The organism is Paenibacillus sp. Leaf72, assembly GCF_001422685.1.
Classification (GTDB): Bacteria; Bacillota; Bacilli; order Paenibacillales; family Paenibacillaceae; genus Pristimantibacillus.
Genome location: NZ_LMLV01000032.1, coordinates 384,968 through 400,664, shown reverse-complemented (window position 1 = coordinate 400,664; position 15,697 = coordinate 384,968). Strand labels below are relative to the sequence as shown.

Here is a 15,697-nt window from a genome sequence, read left to right as displayed (position 1 = left end):
CGTAAGGACATAAGCATTGGGAGTAATACCATAATTATTGGATACTTTTTTCTGAATTAGAGACGCTTTGACGATACTGCCTTGGACTAGTGCCCTCTATGGAACGAAACACTTTGACAAAATATTTTGCTGTTTGGTAGCCCACCTGCTCTGAAATTTCTGCTATAGAGTCTCTCGTATTGACCAGCAGCTCCTTAGCCCGCTGCACTCGTCTGCGACTCAAATAATCGCTGAAGGTTAGACCTGTCTGCTCTTTAAATAGAACGCTGAAGTAGCTGGCATTCATATGCAAATGATCTGCAACTGCACGCATGGTTACCTGCTTGCTCAGATGATCGTCAATATGGCGCAGCGCTTCACGCACCTGAATGCTGTACTGCTTCTCCTCTTGCACCGTCCCCAGTAATTTGGGGTCAAAAAGTTTCTCCATTCTTACCATCCTGCTTATCTCTTCTTCCCTCTTCAAAGCCAGCTCAACTGCCTGCACTAATTTTTCTTTAACTAATGGCTTTAGCAAATAAGAGACGACCCCAAGCTGGAGTGCTTTCTGAGCGTAATCGAATTCAGGATGCCCGGAAATTACAATAACCACAGGGGGAGGTGTCAGATCGCCTAATCGTTCGACCAGCTCCAGGCCACCCACCTCTGGCATTCTAATATCGGTTACGAGCAGATGAGCTTCATTTTGCTGCAACCAAGCTAAAGCTTCCACTCCGCTGGATGCCATTTCGATCCGATGCCGGCCGCAGGACCACGCTTCCAGCGTTTTACGAATTCCCTGCCTTGTTCTAGGTTCATCATCCACGACTAAGATGGTCTTCATCTTTTCCATTCCCCTCCAATCTATCAGGTATTTCAAACGTAACGGATGTTCCGCGACCAGGCTCGCTCTCAATGCTCAGCCCGCTTCCAGCTGCATGATAATAAAGCCTCAATCTTCGCTCCACATTTGACACGCCAACACCTGTACCTTTATTGCTGCTCCCATAACCTTCCTTCATGAATGCCTGGAGAGACTCCACTGCGGCGGCATCCATGCCCGGTCCATCGTCCGTTATCATTACTCGCATAAACCCTCCCCGAATTGAAGGCTCGGCACGAAGGACGACCGTCCCCGGCCCGACTCGCTGCTCGACTCCATGCAAGATAGCGTTCTCTACGAGCGGTTGGATTAATAGTTTGGGCACGGGTACAGTCCTGCACGCCTCTGCCGCCTCTATTCGCCACGACAGTCTGTCCACCATTCGCATCTCCATAATTCTTAAATAACGCTCCGCATGATCCAATTCATCACCTATCGTAACCCACTCATCATCTTCCGTTCGGTTGATTACATAACGAAACAAGCCTGACATGGCGAGTACGACTTTCGCAAGGTCCTCTTCCCCTTTATCATCAAGCTCCCAATAGAACGCTTCCAATGTGTTAAACAGAAAATGAGGATTAATTTGGGCTTGCAGCGCTTTCAGTTCTGTTCGACTCTGTATAATTTCCTTCTGGTAGACGACCTCAATGAGCTCATTCAAGGAATCGACCATTTGGTTATATGTATGGTTGAGCTCATTGATCTCCATGGTTGAGGAGGTATTCGGGTTCGCCTTCAACGTGCCAAATCTAGCACCCCGCATCGCTTTAATCAAGTTTAATATCGGTCTGGTAATCATCGTTGACAAAATAAAGCTCAATACCAGAAACAACAACCCCCCGACCGCACCAGATACAAGAATAGCAGTCCGTAGAACTGAAATACCTGCCGTTGCATAATTTACAGGTGTCAATATCGCCAGCTTCCACCCCGTTTCCTTTGATTGCTGCTCAATCACAATATACGATTCATCGCCCACCGTAATCGCTTCTCCACCATGATCAAGAATATTTTCCTCCCTTGCATCCACAGCTAAATCCGAAAAAATTTCTTGGCCCGCTCCATCAAATAAAGCCATATGCTCCCGCGTTTCATTCTCATTTTCCGCTACGGCATTTGTAAGCTCAAAATAGCTTTTTTCAATATGAACGACCAAATAGCCAGCATGAATGAAGGAACGGTCCACTAAGCGAATATGGCGAATAGCAACGACAACGTTTGCATCCTGGGGGTCAAAGCCAAGCCATACCAAGCGACCTTTGCCGTTATCTGCTTGGTCAATCCACTCCTTCGGCACCCGGCTTTCCAGACTAATGTCATCTAGCGGAAACAGCCTTCTATAATCACTGCTGTACATTTCAAGCGCTCGGATGCCCGTGACATATGCTTCATATTTCCGCGCTTCCTGCTGCAGCGACTGACGCTCTTCAAAGCGGATCGTATTGCCAAATATCTCCTCTGTCAATAATCGCTGGATAGACGCATTCGTAGCCACCTGCGCGGTAAGCGTATCGATTTGTCCCAGAAGCACATCAAGCTTCCCCATAGCTTGAACCGCGGTCTGTTGAATATGCTTCTCCGCACTGTTTCGCAAGAGCACGGATACCTGACCATACGTAAAGTAGCCGACCGATGCCAGCACGATAACCATTACAAGCATAAATCCAATTAATATTTGATTGCGCAGCGTATTCAACTGTCCTAGCTTCTTCAAGAGATACATTCCTTTCTATCGTCACTTTATCGAAACTACTTGAATAAGCCGTCACTAATAGGGGCTTGCTGCAATTTTAGCTGATTCTCAAAAAATGCTATGGAGTTAGCTTCACGATACGACCTCATTTCCATCCTATTGTTTGTTCGTATATTCTACTTTGTTTTCCATAAATTTAATATAGGTAGTAATTATACAGTAATTACAAGGTTTAAATTTACTGTTTGCTTTCCGAATATTGTATAGCTTCTAAAACCGATTTCCGCTAACATTTTTGACTAGAGAAATCATTATTTTGCAAATCGCTTTAGAACAGTACCGTTTTCGTAGTATTAAAAAAAACCTCCTAAAATTCAGGAGGCTTTACGATTGCAATTATCTGAGCAGCTTGCGTATCAGCTTCTTGCCCCACTTGGACGTCGGATAGCGGAAAGGCATATCAAAGCGCGTTGTTTGTTTAAGCAAGCTTTTCTGATGAGAGAAAGTATAAAAGGTTTTCTCCCCGTGATAGCTGCCCATGCCGCTGTCCCCCACTCCGCCAATTGGCAAATGCGGCGATGCCATATGCATTAAGGTATCGTTGATGCAGCCGCCACCAAACGACAGCTCCCTCGTAATCCGGCGCTGCACCTCCGTGCTCTCTGTAAACAAATACAGCGCTAACGGATGCGAACGCGCGGCAACGGCCGACATAACCTCCTCAATCGAATGAAACGTCATAAGCGGAAGCAAGGGGCCAAAAATTTCTTCCTGCATAACTGGCGCCTGCCAATCCACACCTTCCAGTACCGTTGGCGCAATGACCCGGCGCGCAGCATCCTTGTCTCCGCCAATTATAATGCGCCCGTCGTTCATAAAGCTGGCAAGCCTCGCGAAGTGCCGATCGCTAATAATATGCGTGTAGCTGTCATTATGGAGCGGCTCGCTGCCATACAGCTCTTCAATCGCAGCCTTCAGCAGCTTGACGAAGCGTTCCTTTACTTCTTGATGAACGTATAAGTAATCCGGTGCAACGCAGGTTTGTCCAGCGTTTGTAAACTTGCCGAATGCAATCCGCTTCGCTGCAAGCGCCAAATTCGCATCTTTATGCACGATGCAGGGGCTCTTGCCACCCAACTCCAGCGTTACCGGCGTCAAATGCTTGGCAGCTGCCGTCATTACGATTTTGCCAACGCCAACGCTCCCGGTAAAAAAGATATAATCAAGCTTCTCTGCCAGCAGCTCCGTGCTAACCTCGGCATCGCCAAGTACTGTCGCAGCCCACTCCGGCTCAAAGGCTTCTGCTATGATCCCTGCCAGGGAGTCCGCAACATTCGGCGCCAGCTCCGAAGGCTTCAAAATGACGGTATTGCCTGCTGCAATCGCTCCAATAAGCGGAACAAGCGCCAACTGGACCGGATAGTTCCATGGCGCAATAACGGCTGCAACGCCATAAGGCTCCGAAATGACTTTGCTCGTACTGCCAATATGCGTCATTGCTGTCTTAATGCGCTTTGGCTTCGCCCAGCCTCTTATATGCTTAATCGTATGCCTAAACTCCGTATAGATGAGGCCAAGCTCCATCGCATACGCGTCAAACTCCGATTTATTCAAATCCGTCTTTAAAGCTGCAAGCAGCTTCTGCTCATGCCTTTGCATCACCTCGCGCAGCTTTTCGAGCTTCTGAATGCGCGCCTCAACCGAGCGTGTCTTGCCGCTCTCGAACCATTGTCGCTGCCTAGCAACGACTTCAGCCACCGTTATTGCCATCGTTGTCCAACATCCTTTCCTTGCAATGAACCCCCGCTAAATAGGAATTTCTGTTAAGATAAAGATAACTTGCTTTATAGTAGACTGCAAGTTATGCAATTTAAAATGACGAACTAGAAGGAGAACTTTCATATGCCTCATTTATTATTTCGCGGTGTGCCTGCACCTAGCTTGCGCAGCATCGCGCCTGAGCTTGTTCAAGAGCTCGCTGTCCTCTGTGATTGCGGAGTAGATAATTTCACTATAGAGTGCCTCGCAACCACGTCCATTTATGGAGGACTTGCCGATGATTGTTCGTTTCCTTTTATTGAAATTGGCTGGTTTGAACGCGGACAGGAGGTTCGGGACCGCTTTGCCGCTATTGTTCACCGTTACATGGAGAGGCTTGAGTTGGCGGAAGCAGAAATCGCCTTTCGTACCTACAGCGAGAATGCTTATTACATAGAGGGCAAGCCTTTCAGCTCCTGATAAATCAGGCCAGCTGCAGGAGTGGACAGGTTGTAAATGATGGTTTCATTTGGTAAGATAGACGGGTAACTATCTACAAAGCACAAATAACCCCTTACGCCAATAAGAGGTCAATAAGCTTTATATTTGTGCACCGACTACTAACCATGGGAGGTGATAGTAATGGCTAAAGACGTATTGTGCGAAGTCGACTCTTGCCGTCATTGGGTAGATGACAACAAATGCAGCGCTTCATCAATCTATATCGTCAGCAATAGCAGAGATGCTGCACACGAAGCTAGCGAAACAGATTGCCGAACTTTCGAAACGAAATAACTGATCTGATGGAAGGGATGTTGCGGTCCCTTCTTTCTTTATGTATTTTACCAATAATGATTATTATTATCAAGTTTTTTATTGAAATTTTTTTTACCCTTAGAGGAAAGGGGCTTGCCGCCTTGAAAAAATGCCCATTATGCGGCGGACCGGGTGGCTGCGCCATAGAAGCGGGGCAAGTGCCCCACTCCTGCTGGTGCTTCCGGGAGCGCGTTCCACAAAGTCTGCTTGAACAAATTCCGCCTGCACAGCGCAACCAGTCATGCGTCTGCCAAAACTGTGTCCTACAAGCTAAAGCCGACCTTCAATTGGATTAAACGCTGCCACAACCAAACTGCCGTTAATGCTTCAAATCGCCCCATATGCCATCATTTTCCTCTTGGATCGCTAAATACTTTTCCTCCAGCACCTGAGCCGGCAGCGGACGGCAATAATAGTAGCCTTGAATTTCCTTGCAGTCATGACTGGTTAGAAAATCGAGCTGCTCCTTCGTTTCAATCCCTTCCGCGATTACTTCCAGCTTTAAATGCTTGGCCATGGAAATAATCGTGGCGACAATCGCTTGATCGCTCTCATCCGTTGTAATATCTATGATGAAGGAACGGTCAATTTTCAGCTTATATATTGGATAATGCTTTAAGTAGCTGAGCGAGCTGTAGCCCGTCCCGAAATCATCGAGGCTGATTTTAACACCGCAGCTATTTAATTCATTTAATATTCCAATGGAATGCGAGGCGTCCATCATCATGCTCTCGGTAATTTCCAGCACTAGAAAGCTCGGATCAAGCCCCGTTTCTTCTAAAATAACATGAATTTGCTGAACCAGATTTGGCTGAAGAAACTGTCTTGCCGATAAATTGACGGATACCGATGCGAAAAAAAAGCCCTCATCATGCCACTTCTTCATCTGCCTGCAAGCCTCGCGCATCGTCCACTCGCCAATGCTGTAAATCAAGTCGCTTTCCTCAGCTACCGGAATAAATACACCAGGCGAGATTATGCCTTTTATTGGATGCTCCCACCTAATCAGTGCTTCGACGCCAATCATCTTATTGTCAATGGAGCTAATTTGCGGCTGGTAGTACAATCTAAATTCCTCGCGCTCCATCGCCTTGCGCAGCTCGCTCTCCAGTTCCAGCCTGAGCTGAAGCTGCTCATTAAATTCATACGAATAAAACTGATACCCGTTTTTACCGTTGCGCTTCACTTCATACATCGCGGTATCGGCATTTTTGAGCAGTTGTACCGTATCCTGTCCATTGTCAGGGTAGACGGCAATTCCAATGCTGACCGTCGTATAAAAATCGCTGTCCTTCAGTCGGTAGGGCTGCTGAATAGCAGCGGTAATCCTTCCTGCGAGCAGACCGAGCTGCTGCTCATCCTGAAAGCGATTAATTAATAACGTAAATTCATCTCCTCCCATTCTGGCTACTAAAGTTTCACTGTCTCTTACACAAGATTGAATACGACAGCCCATCTCCTTCAGGAACACATCCCCGTAGGCATGTCCAAGTGAATCGTTAATATTTTTGAAACGGTCAAGGTCAAGTACCATAACGGCAAAACGGGAAACCTGCTTGCTCCCATCGCTAAGACTTGCACTGCTTCGCTCAATCATTTTCGACAGCTGTTGGTTGAAATGGGAGCGATTCGGCAAACCGCTTAAAGAATCATGAAAAGCCTGGTGAATCATATCACGCTCCGCTTTTTTTCGGGCGCTATTATCGCGGATGATCGTCAATACGGCTGGACGGCCGTTATGGTCAATCATTTTGCTCATCGTTTCAACCTCAAAAACCTCATCGCGAAAGCTAATAAGCTGAATTTCTTTAATATTGGTACGCTGCTTCGTCTTATACATCATTTTTATGCGCTTAGCTACATTGTCCCAATCGCTAGGATGAATAAACCGAAAAATATTCTGGCCAAGCAGCTGTTCACTGCTCCCGCCAATCGTCTGCTCAGCCACATGGTTGATGAAAACAATTTTTGAGTCCTGATGAATGACAATCGGATCTAAGTATATGTCCAGCAGCTCGTTGTAACGCGCCCTAATAGCCTCGCTTTCCATCTGCTGCCTAATCGATTCCGAACGATCCCGAATGAGAAGATGGCTGCCTAAGCTGCTGTTGCTGGCATCATAAGGGAGCTTGTACAGCTCCCAACTGATAACTCCCCCTTCCGAATCGTCAAAATATAAAAAATGACGCTCCGAACAGGTGCCATCTGGCCGGCTCAAAAATTGCTCAAGCCTTGCGCCCTCCTCCTTCGTTATCCGTCTCAGCTCTGACAATCTGGCTCCCGGAAGCAAATCGCGGATAGCCCCCCGCTGATATTGTTTAGCAGCCTCATTCATATGAAGAATGACGCCATTTTCTCCGATTGTAATGATCGGCTCAGGAAACTGCTTGTACATATTCGGCAAAGATTTCTTCCAATAGTCCACCTTATCACCTCCGCTCTCTGTTGAATCAGGAATGAAATGCTGTTTTCTCTTGGCGACCAGGTATGAAAAATTCCTCTTCTACATCAATAGCGGACAAAGGACGGCTGAAATAATAGCCTTGTATTTTCTCGCAGTCCTTGTCAGTTAAAATGTCCAGCTGGGCTTTCGTTTCAATGCCTTCGGCAATAACCTCCATATTTAAATGCTGGGCCATGGAAATAATGGTGGATACAATCGCCTTATCGTTGTCATTTTCCGTAATATCACGAATAAAGGAACGATCGATTTTCACCTTGTGAATCGGGAACATCTTCAAATAGCTAAGCGAGCTGTAGCCCGTTCCAAAATCATCGAGACTAATTCGCACGCCAAAATCATTGAGCTGGTTCAAAATCGCTGTCGATACCGAGGCGTCCATCATCATGCTTTCGGTAATTTCCAGCTCCAAAAAATGCGGCTCAAGCCCCGTCTCCCGCAAAATATCCTTCACGTATTCGGCCAAATAAGGCTGATGGAATTGCTGGGAGGATAAATTGACCGAGACTGGGATGAGCGGCCCGCCCGCTAAATGCCATTTGCGCATTTGACGGCAGGCTTCCCGGAGCACCCAGGTCCCCAGCTCGTAAATAATGCCCGTCTCCTCCGCAATCGGAATAAATATGCCTGGAGACAGCACGCCTTTCGTTGGATGGTTCCAGCGGACGAGTGCCTCGACCCCAATCATGTGCTCATCCTCGGCTCTTATCTGGGGCTGGTAATACAGCTCAAGCTCGCCCAGCTCCACCGCTTTTCGCAAGTCGCCTTCCAGCTCGATTTTATTGCGCAGCTTGTCGTTGAGTTCGGCCGAATAATACTGAAAGCCATTTTTTCCTTTTTTCTTCACTTCGTACATTGCCGTATCTGCATTTTTTAGCAATTGGCTCGTATCCGTCCCATGCTGCGGATATAAGGCGATGCCGATGCTGGCCGATACATAAAAGTCGCTTTCCTTGAGACGATAGGGAAGCTGGATCGCATGAATAATTTTCTCGGCAATTTCCGTCACAATGCCTGAATCAGAATGAGGCACCAGCAGGGTGAATTCATCACCGCCCATTCTGGCAAGCATCACATTATAACCTTCTACACTTCTGCTGATTCGGTTGCCCATTTCTTGAAGAAACAGGTCGCCATAAGAATGGCCGAGCGAGTCATTAATCATTTTAAATCGATCGATATCAAGCACCATTACAGCGAAAACAGAATCGTCTTCCCTTGCTGCCTCGCTTGCCGGCTTCGGTCTCTCAATTTCTTCATCCAGCACTTGATTGAACATTCTGCGATTCGGCAAGCCTGTCAGCTCATCGTGAAACGCCAAATACCTTACCTTTTCCTCCGCCTGCTTCTCCTCTGAAATATCTTTGGCGATGACATAAATACCTACAACTGCATCGCCTACAACAACCGGAGCACTTACAACGCTAATATCTACGCGCTCCTCTCCATTTCGCAAGATGGCAGAGGTATAACGCTGAGCCTCGCCCTGAAAAGCTTTCGTAAACATCGCTACTGTATGATCAAGCTGGTCTTGCGTAATATAGGGCAAAAGCAGATTTATAGGCTGATTGAGCAGCTGCTCGCTTTTTAGACCTGTAATTTCGAGTGCCATTGGATTGAAGCCAATAATCTGGCCTTGAATATTAACCGAAATAATGCCATCCAAATTGTTGTCGAACAATGACTTGTACCACTTCTCATGCTCATCGAGCTGCGTTTCCTTGCTCTCCAGCCGTTTGGAGATAAACAGAACGACCAGCGACATCATGCACGTAATCAGCGTTCCAGCAATAATGACATAAGCAAGCAGCTTAGTAGCCAGCACCATTTCAAAAAAGATCGCCGTTTTGATTTCCGAGCTGAACGTTGCCGCCATCATCCCTGTGTAATGCATGCCCGCAATGGCCGCTCCCATAATCATGCCAGCGCTAAGCTTTTTCCAAAGCATGACCTGCTTGCTCGTTTTACGGAAATAAAATACGAGCCATAAAGCGGTAACGGATGCGGCAAACGCAATAAAAATAGAAAGCAGAAACAGCAGCGGATCATAATGAATCTGAATCAGCATAGCCTCCATGCCTACAAAATGCATAACCGACACGCCGGTGGCCAGCAGCAAACCTCCTGCCAGCAGCCTGCCGATTTTCAATTCATCCCTTCCAATGACATACAGCGCAATGAATGCGGCTACAATGACGGCGAGAAGGGACAGCAGTACGACGATCAGGTCATAGGCTACGACGATTGGCAGGGAGAAGGCCATCATGCCGACGAAATGCATCGACCAAATGCCCATTCCCAAAATAACGGCGCCAATCGTAATGCCCAGCCAGCGCTTGCGGCCACCGGAAATACCGACCTTCTCGGCCAGATCCAGAGCTGCAAACGACGCTAGTGCTGCAATAATGTAGGAGAAAATAATCAGTGAGCTATCATAGGTGCCATGGAGATGCCCCATTTCTTTCCCTCTTTTCAGTTGGTAAATATTTGAATTTTCAGTAAATTTAGTCCATGATAATGAAAGATTAAAAATCTTCGTATAGACGGAGCAGCTATGCAATGGCCTTTCGCTTATTGCGCCGACAAACGCTGGCTATGCTTGTATTGCCATTGCTCGTACCATTGCTGTACCAATGTCAGCGGTTCGGCATCAAACTCCTGCCTCAGCATCTTCAGCAGCTGTTCGTATTGCCGCTGCACAGCAAACCGCTCATTCATTCGGTCATACAAGCGCATCAGATCAAAATAAATCTGCTCCTCGGAGGGCAGCTGTTTTTGAATGAGCAAATATTGCTGGGCCGCCTTTGCCTCATTGCCAATGGAATCAAAATGCTGGGCAATGTGCTGGGCATGGCGCAGCCATACGGTGCGAAGCCGCCGACGCTCCCTTTCGGCCCATTCATACGAATATTCCAGCAAGTAGTCGCCAGGATACATTTCCAGCATCTGCTGATGCTGTTCCAATGTTTCATCTGTTAACGGAGGGATTCTCTTGATTTTCCGTTCCCACTCCTCCGTATCCAGCAGTACGCCATTCAAATCGAGCGTGTAGCCCTCATCACGGTTAACGATTCGGATACCGACACCCTCTTCACGCATGATTCGCCGAATTTGATAAATCGCTGTATACAGCTGGGAGGTGCCTCTGCGCCATTCGATTTCCGGCCACAGCTGATCCAGCAAATCTTGCTTGCGAATCAGCTTCCCGCGATGCTCCAGCAAATAGGCGAAAAGCTCCTGCGCCTTCAAGGTTTTCCATTTGAGCGTAGCGCTCTCATCGCCCTTCGGCCCGATTCGCAGCGATCTAAAGCAGTGAATCATTTTAGCTGGTCCAGAAGCCGGCAGCACAGCAGGAGGAGCAATCCGAGCCCGCTTTAATAGCCGTTCAACCGTCATGCACAACCGCTCATGGCTGAATGGCTTCATTATATAATCATGAGCGCTAAGCTCGAATGCTTTCACCGCATATTTCTCTTGCTCAGTCAGGAAAATAAGCATAACTTCTGGAAATTGCTGCATCACTTGCTCTGCAAGCTGCATCCCGCCATGCTCCTGCATATCGATATCTAAAAATAAAGCGATCGGAGGATCGGCTAAAATATGCTGAAGCGCCAGCTCAGGATTGGAAAAGCTTCCCACAACATCAATGCCCCCAATTTTGCCTAACTCCTCTTCCAGGAGCTTGAGCGTAAGAGGCTCGTTATCTACCAATATAGTCTTCATGTTTTTGTCACCTTCTTAACTGGTAGTTTAAGCCGCAAGTCCTATACCTATATAACGGTTTACTAAGCCTTATTATCAATACCAAATAAAAATATGCAGTAAAAAAAAAACGCTGAATCACCTTTATTTGGTGGAATCAGCGTTTTTCAGCCCAATGGCTGGCTTCTATGCATGCATTTCTCCATAAAATGAGCAATTAACTCGCTTTCGTATCTTTGCCTCGCTTGCAATCGCCGGCGTTGCAGCCTTGGAACATGCCTGTAAAATCCAATCGGTGGTCGGTAACCGTGAAGCCGAATTCGCGCTGTACGCGCTGCTCCAGCTCAAGCAGCCAATCCTCCTGAATTTCCTTCAGCACGCCGCACTTGGCGCAGATCAGATGGTGATGCATATGTTCTTGGCTGGCGTCACGCAAGTCGAAACGGGCAACGCCATCGCCAAAGTTCATTTTTTCTACAATATGCAGCTCGGTCAGCAGCTCAAGCGTCCGATAAACGGTCGCCAGTCCGATTTCCGGGTATGACTTCTTGACCAGCATATATACGTCCTCTGCGCTGAGATGGTCCTGCTCGTTCTCCAGCAGCACTCTTAAAGTCATTGCGCGCTGATGCGTCAGCTTGTAGCCCTTCGCTTTCAGCTGCTGGTTAATATTATCCATTTGAATGTCCAGTTCGCTCATCGCTCATGAGCCTCCTTTGCATCGTCCTGCGGCTTGTCATTTCTCAATTTGTAATCATTATCATCTTAATTTTATTATAGATATATCAAAAAAGCAAGCATACTAGCTTTGGACAGCCAAAACACTGCCATGCCGGATTCCAAAAGGAATGCTGAACAGCCAATAAGTCGTTGCAGCAGGCATCGTTTTCTTTAGCACTGCTACTGTTTGAATCACAGCTCACGCTGTATAATATAAATCACCAGCCTAGCTTGTCCACAACGGTACGAGCTTATTTCTCCAGCTTCACTTCCATTCAGAATATATTCAATACATGCTCCCATTTCATTAATATGCTTTCAAAATAGTGCATTTAGCAGCATCAGCTAGTCATTTCACAAATCCAATTTTAGCACAAAACCGATAATAACAATAGAAGCGACATTTCATAGCTATAACGCTATTAAATTTTCCTCTTTCATTATCCCTGATATTACATATAATTACTTTTATAGGAAGTTAAAAGGACTTTCAGACGATACAACAAAATCACTTTATACAACGTTTTCCTTTGGCATACTTCAGCGAAACGAAAGGAAGTCATTACGATGAAAGCCCCTCTCTCGGCGTACAAAAAGCGCAAAATTAGCTTGGCAACTGTACTTAGCGGTCTCGTTTTTTTATGCGTCTTGGTCACGATTATCCTCGTGCTGCTTTCGTCCTTCCAATCCAGCAAGCTTTTAATGGAACGTACAGCATTATCCACCAATTTCTCCAAAGCGAGCAAAATGAGCGATACGCTTGACGCGCTAACCAAAACGATACGGCTAAGCTTGAAACACAGTGTGCAAATAGAACAGGAGGGCATGTGGGACGAGCCTGATCAAGTTCAGCGGATGAATGAGGATTTAAATTTAATGAAGCATAGCAGCAATTTTTTCAATTCTATCGTAGTCGTGGATAAACACGGAATTATAAGAGGAGCTACGGAGGAAATAAGCAGCTTAATCAATGAGCCGATTACGTCAGCTTCCTTGAAACAAGCGCTGGCATCAAAGCGATCGAGCATTTCGGACCCCTTTTTTGATGAACGGACAGGCAATTTATTTATTATGGTGAGCGAGCCGCTATATGACAAAAACCAGCAATACGAGGGTTTTATTGGCGGCAGCATTTATTTGAAGAAAAATAATGTTATGAATACGATTTTTGAGAAAAATACGAATGATTTTTTGGAGTCTTATTTTTATATTGTAGATCAGCAGGGCAACCTGCTCTTTCACCCCGACCCCATGCTCATTGGCAAAAACATAAGCAAAAATATGGTAGTGAAAAAGCTGATGGCTGGGCAAAGCGGCAGCGAAATGATTACCAGCTTGAACGGCAGCAAGCTGCTCGTCGGATATGCCAGTGTTAAGGAAAATGGCTGGGGCATCGTGGCAGCCACTCCTATGCAAAGCATTAAGGACCAGCTCGTTTACCATTTCAAAAATGCTGCCGTCACAATTGCCATCCCGCTGCTGCTGCTTATATTCGCGGTCATTATATTGGCGCGGCGCATTGCCAAGCCGTTTCTAAAGCTTTCGCAGTTCGTCAGCCAGCTCGGGGACGCAGGCGAGCTTAGCTCCTGGCGCAAAAACCACTGGATTCGGGAAACGGATCTGCTTATTAAATCAACGATCAATGTTGGATCGCTTATTCAGGCTCAGCATCATCAATTAACGAAAGATGCGGAAACGGACCCGCTAACGGGACTCATGAATAGGCGCACCTTAATCAAATTTTTGACGTTGTGGATGGAAGAGAAGCTGCCCTTCTCCATTATTATTATCGACATTGACCGCTTCAAGCGGGTCAACGATAAATTTGGGCATCAAGCAGGCGATGCGGTACTCAGGCAGCTGGCGCAAACGGTCATTCATGCCATTCGGCCAGAGGATATTGGCTACCGCTACGGTGGGGAGGAGCTTGTTATTTTGCTTCAGCAGACGGCGCTGCCCGAAGCATATTTAGTCGCCGAGCAGCTGCGGATTGCTGTGGAGGAAGGAGTAGATCCGGTCGTTGGGCGCGTAACGATTTCACAGGGGGTTGCCCAGTATCCGCTTCATGGCACCAGCCCCGAGGAGCTGCTTCTGAAAGCGGACCAAGCATTGTATCAAGCAAAAAATGCGGGCCGCAACCAGACGATTGCAGCGGCAGCAGAGGTATAGAGGCGTCAGCTGCGACAAAACAAGTCGCAGCTAACGCCTCTGCTTGCATACATAAAGGAAAGAAAATGGCGGATGCCGGGTTTATTTTTCAAATGAAGCTACAGCACCGCTGCTTTGCCGCCGTCAATATTGACGGAAGTTCCCGTGACGAAGGAAGCCGCTTCCGAGACGAGAAAAGCGATGACATTCGCGGCTTCCTCCGGATTGCCGATGCGTCCAAGCGGAATATCATGTTTCGGGCTCGCCGCGAACTCCTCCCACGACAGATCGGGAGCGGTCTGTTTCCACTTGCGCTCAATTTGATCGCTGCGGATGAGGCCGATGCAGACAGCATTCACACGGATGCCATCGCCCGCCAAATCCTTGCTCATCGCTTTCGTCAGCGCAAGGCCAGCCGCCCGGCTTACCGAAGTAGGCAGCGAGGAGCCTGCTGGCGTCTTGCCGCCAATAGCCGTCACATTTACGATGGCGCCGCCTCCTGCCTCGCGGAGATAAGGAAGTGCCGCTCGCGCGAAATGAATGGCCGCATACAGCTTAAGGTCAAGATCAGCTGCCCACGCATCCGGCACAACCTTATCGAACGGAAGCGCTGCCGACGTTCCAGCATTGTTTACCAGAATATCAACACCGCCAAGCTGCTGGACCACCTTGGCAACTGCCCGCTGTACGTCAGCCTCAACTGATACATCGGCGGAGATGATCAACGGCTTTCTGCCTGTCGCTTGCTTAATCCGTTCTGCTGCTTCTTGCAGCGGTCCCTCCTGTCTGGCAACTATCGCTACTTCTGCTCCCTCAGCCGCCAGCCGCAGCGCGGTAGCAAGCCCAATTCCTTTGCTTCCCCCCGTCACAATGGCGCGTTTCCCTTGCATACCCAAATCCATCTTAATTCCTCCTGTCCATGAAGTAATCGAACTCAATCCTTATTACCGCAACCCATTCAGTCTAAACCTGCTGTCTCTTATTTTCCATTATACTATACAAGCTGGGCTGTATAAAAAAACATGCCGGGTCTATTAAGCCCCGGCATGTTTCATCTATGAATTATAATCCTGCGCTATATCCAGGCACCGCGTAGGCGGATGGCGCTACACCAACCTCCTGCTTGAAGCGGCGGCTGAAATAATACGGATCCTCGTAGCCGACCTGACGAGCGATGCTGCGCACCGTCGCATTCGTCTCCTTCAATAGACCTTTAGCCCGGTCAATGCGAATGGCGATTAAATAATCGATCGGGCTGATGCCCATATGCTTCTTGAAGGCGCGGGAGTAATGCTCCGGCGTAATGCCAACCATGCTGGCGAGCATGTCCCGTGTAATTGGTTTGTGATAATGGCGTTTCATATATTCAACCGTCTGCCCAAGCTTGCTTCTTCCTCCTGCAACAGATTCGGTGTTATGCCTAAAGTGTGTATCCTCTTCTTGGAAGCCCATCCGTATCGAGTTTCTCATATGCTTTATCATTTCCCACCTTCCCGGCCTATTGGCACTGCTGAATGATCGCTCATCCATATAT

At 47.5% G+C, this 15,697-nt stretch carries 13 protein-coding genes; 4 read left to right on the top strand and 9 right to left on the bottom strand.

The window, feature by feature from the left end:
- Nucleotides 1-34 precede the first annotated feature (34 nt).
- The 3 genes from ASF12_RS27175 to ASF12_RS27165 all read right to left on the bottom strand — a co-directional run bounded on the left by ASF12_RS27175 (nt 35) and on the right by ASF12_RS27165 (nt 4,328).
- Nucleotides 35-823: a response regulator transcription factor gene (locus tag ASF12_RS27175; RefSeq protein ID WP_056041414.1), complete on the bottom strand. Its 789-nt coding sequence runs from the start codon at nt 821-823 to the stop codon at nt 35-37.
- Nucleotides 798-2,579, bottom strand: coding sequence for a cache domain-containing sensor histidine kinase (locus ASF12_RS27170; RefSeq protein WP_056041412.1), 1,782 nt, complete (start codon nt 2,577-2,579; stop codon nt 798-800). The genes ASF12_RS27175 and ASF12_RS27170 overlap by 26 nt, the downstream gene beginning before the upstream one ends.
- A 375-nt stretch (nt 2,580-2,954) precedes the next feature.
- On the bottom strand, nt 2,955-4,328 hold the full coding sequence (locus ASF12_RS27165) for an aldehyde dehydrogenase (RefSeq protein WP_056041410.1): 1,374 nt from the start codon (nt 4,326-4,328) through the stop codon (nt 2,955-2,957).
- Nucleotides 4,329-4,460: 132 nt separating this feature from the next.
- Between ASF12_RS27165 and ASF12_RS27160 the strand changes: the two genes are divergently transcribed.
- The 3 genes from ASF12_RS27160 to ASF12_RS34070 all read left to right on the top strand — a co-directional run bounded on the left by ASF12_RS27160 (nt 4,461) and on the right by ASF12_RS34070 (nt 5,428).
- Nucleotides 4,461-4,796 carry a DUF1904 family protein gene (locus ASF12_RS27160; protein WP_056041408.1) on the top strand — a complete coding sequence of 112 codons (336 nt, stop codon included), beginning with the start codon at nt 4,461-4,463 and terminating at the stop codon, nt 4,794-4,796.
- Between the two features lie 162 nt (nt 4,797-4,958).
- On the top strand, nt 4,959-5,111 hold the full coding sequence (locus ASF12_RS34075) for a DUF1540 domain-containing protein (protein ID WP_074905010.1): 153 nt from the start codon (nt 4,959-4,961) through the stop codon (nt 5,109-5,111).
- An 8-nt stretch (nt 5,112-5,119) separates the two neighbouring features.
- Nucleotides 5,120-5,428: a cysteine-rich CWC family protein gene (locus ASF12_RS34070; protein WP_327204952.1), complete on the top strand. Its 309-nt coding sequence runs from the start codon at nt 5,120-5,122 to the stop codon at nt 5,426-5,428.
- A 23-nt stretch (nt 5,429-5,451) separates the two neighbouring features.
- On the opposite strand, the gene ASF12_RS27155 is transcribed toward ASF12_RS34070, so the two are convergent.
- The 4 genes from ASF12_RS27155 to fur form a co-directional block, all read right to left on the bottom strand.
- Complete coding sequence (locus ASF12_RS27155) at nt 5,452-7,557, bottom strand: putative bifunctional diguanylate cyclase/phosphodiesterase (protein ID WP_056041406.1); 2,106 nt, start codon at nt 7,555-7,557, stop codon at nt 5,452-5,454.
- Between the two features lie 25 nt (nt 7,558-7,582).
- Nucleotides 7,583-10,051 carry a bifunctional diguanylate cyclase/phosphodiesterase gene (locus ASF12_RS27150; protein ID WP_056041404.1) on the bottom strand — a complete coding sequence of 823 codons (2,469 nt, stop codon included), beginning with the start codon at nt 10,049-10,051 and terminating at the stop codon, nt 7,583-7,585.
- Nucleotides 10,052-10,164: 113 nt separating this feature from the next.
- Complete coding sequence (locus tag ASF12_RS27145) at nt 10,165-11,316, bottom strand: response regulator (protein WP_056041403.1); 1,152 nt, start codon at nt 11,314-11,316, stop codon at nt 10,165-10,167.
- 196 nt (nt 11,317-11,512) lie between these two features.
- Nucleotides 11,513-11,995 carry a ferric iron uptake transcriptional regulator gene (gene fur / locus ASF12_RS27140; protein WP_056041400.1) on the bottom strand — a complete coding sequence of 161 codons (483 nt, stop codon included), beginning with the start codon at nt 11,993-11,995 and terminating at the stop codon, nt 11,513-11,515.
- A gap of 587 nt (nt 11,996-12,582) precedes the next feature.
- Between fur and ASF12_RS27135 the strand changes: the two genes are divergently transcribed.
- Nucleotides 12,583-14,184: a sensor domain-containing diguanylate cyclase gene (locus tag ASF12_RS27135; RefSeq protein WP_056041398.1), complete on the top strand. Its 1,602-nt coding sequence runs from the start codon at nt 12,583-12,585 to the stop codon at nt 14,182-14,184.
- A gap of 98 nt (nt 14,185-14,282) precedes the next feature.
- On the opposite strand, the gene ASF12_RS27130 is transcribed toward ASF12_RS27135, so the two are convergent.
- Together ASF12_RS27130 and ASF12_RS27125 are read right to left on the bottom strand one after the other, a co-directional pair.
- On the bottom strand, nt 14,283-15,065 hold the full coding sequence (locus ASF12_RS27130) for an SDR family NAD(P)-dependent oxidoreductase (RefSeq protein WP_056041396.1): 783 nt from the start codon (nt 15,063-15,065) through the stop codon (nt 14,283-14,285).
- A gap of 160 nt (nt 15,066-15,225) precedes the next feature.
- Nucleotides 15,226-15,645 carry a helix-turn-helix domain-containing protein gene (locus ASF12_RS27125; protein ID WP_162241938.1) on the bottom strand — a complete coding sequence of 140 codons (420 nt, stop codon included), beginning with the start codon at nt 15,643-15,645 and terminating at the stop codon, nt 15,226-15,228.
- Nucleotides 15,646-15,697 lie beyond the last annotated feature (52 nt).

Coding starts and splice junctions, on each gene's coding strand:
- ASF12_RS27175 (WP_056041414.1), bottom strand. CDS start 823: ATGAAGACCATCTTAGTCGTGGATGATGAACCTAGAACAAGGCAGGGA.
- ASF12_RS27165 (WP_056041410.1), bottom strand. CDS start 4,328: ATGGCAATAACGGTGGCTGAAGTCGTTGCTAGGCAGCGACAATGGTTC.
- ASF12_RS27160 (WP_056041408.1), top strand. CDS start 4,461: ATGCCTCATTTATTATTTCGCGGTGTGCCTGCACCTAGCTTGCGCAGC.
- ASF12_RS34075 (WP_074905010.1), top strand. CDS start 4,959: ATGGCTAAAGACGTATTGTGCGAAGTCGACTCTTGCCGTCATTGGGTA.
- ASF12_RS34070 (WP_327204952.1), top strand. CDS start 5,120: ATGGAAGGGATGTTGCGGTCCCTTCTTTCTTTATGTATTTTACCAATA.
- ASF12_RS27150 (WP_056041404.1), bottom strand. CDS start 10,051: ATGGGGCATCTCCATGGCACCTATGATAGCTCACTGATTATTTTCTCC.
- ASF12_RS27145 (WP_056041403.1), bottom strand. CDS start 11,316: ATGAAGACTATATTGGTAGATAACGAGCCTCTTACGCTCAAGCTCCTG.
- fur (WP_056041400.1), bottom strand. CDS start 11,995: ATGAGCGAACTGGACATTCAAATGGATAATATTAACCAGCAGCTGAAA.
- ASF12_RS27135 (WP_056041398.1), top strand. CDS start 12,583: ATGAAAGCCCCTCTCTCGGCGTACAAAAAGCGCAAAATTAGCTTGGCA.
- ASF12_RS27130 (WP_056041396.1), bottom strand. CDS start 15,065: ATGGATTTGGGTATGCAAGGGAAACGCGCCATTGTGACGGGGGGAAGC.
- ASF12_RS27125 (WP_162241938.1), bottom strand. CDS start 15,645: ATGATAAAGCATATGAGAAACTCGATACGGATGGGCTTCCAAGAAGAG.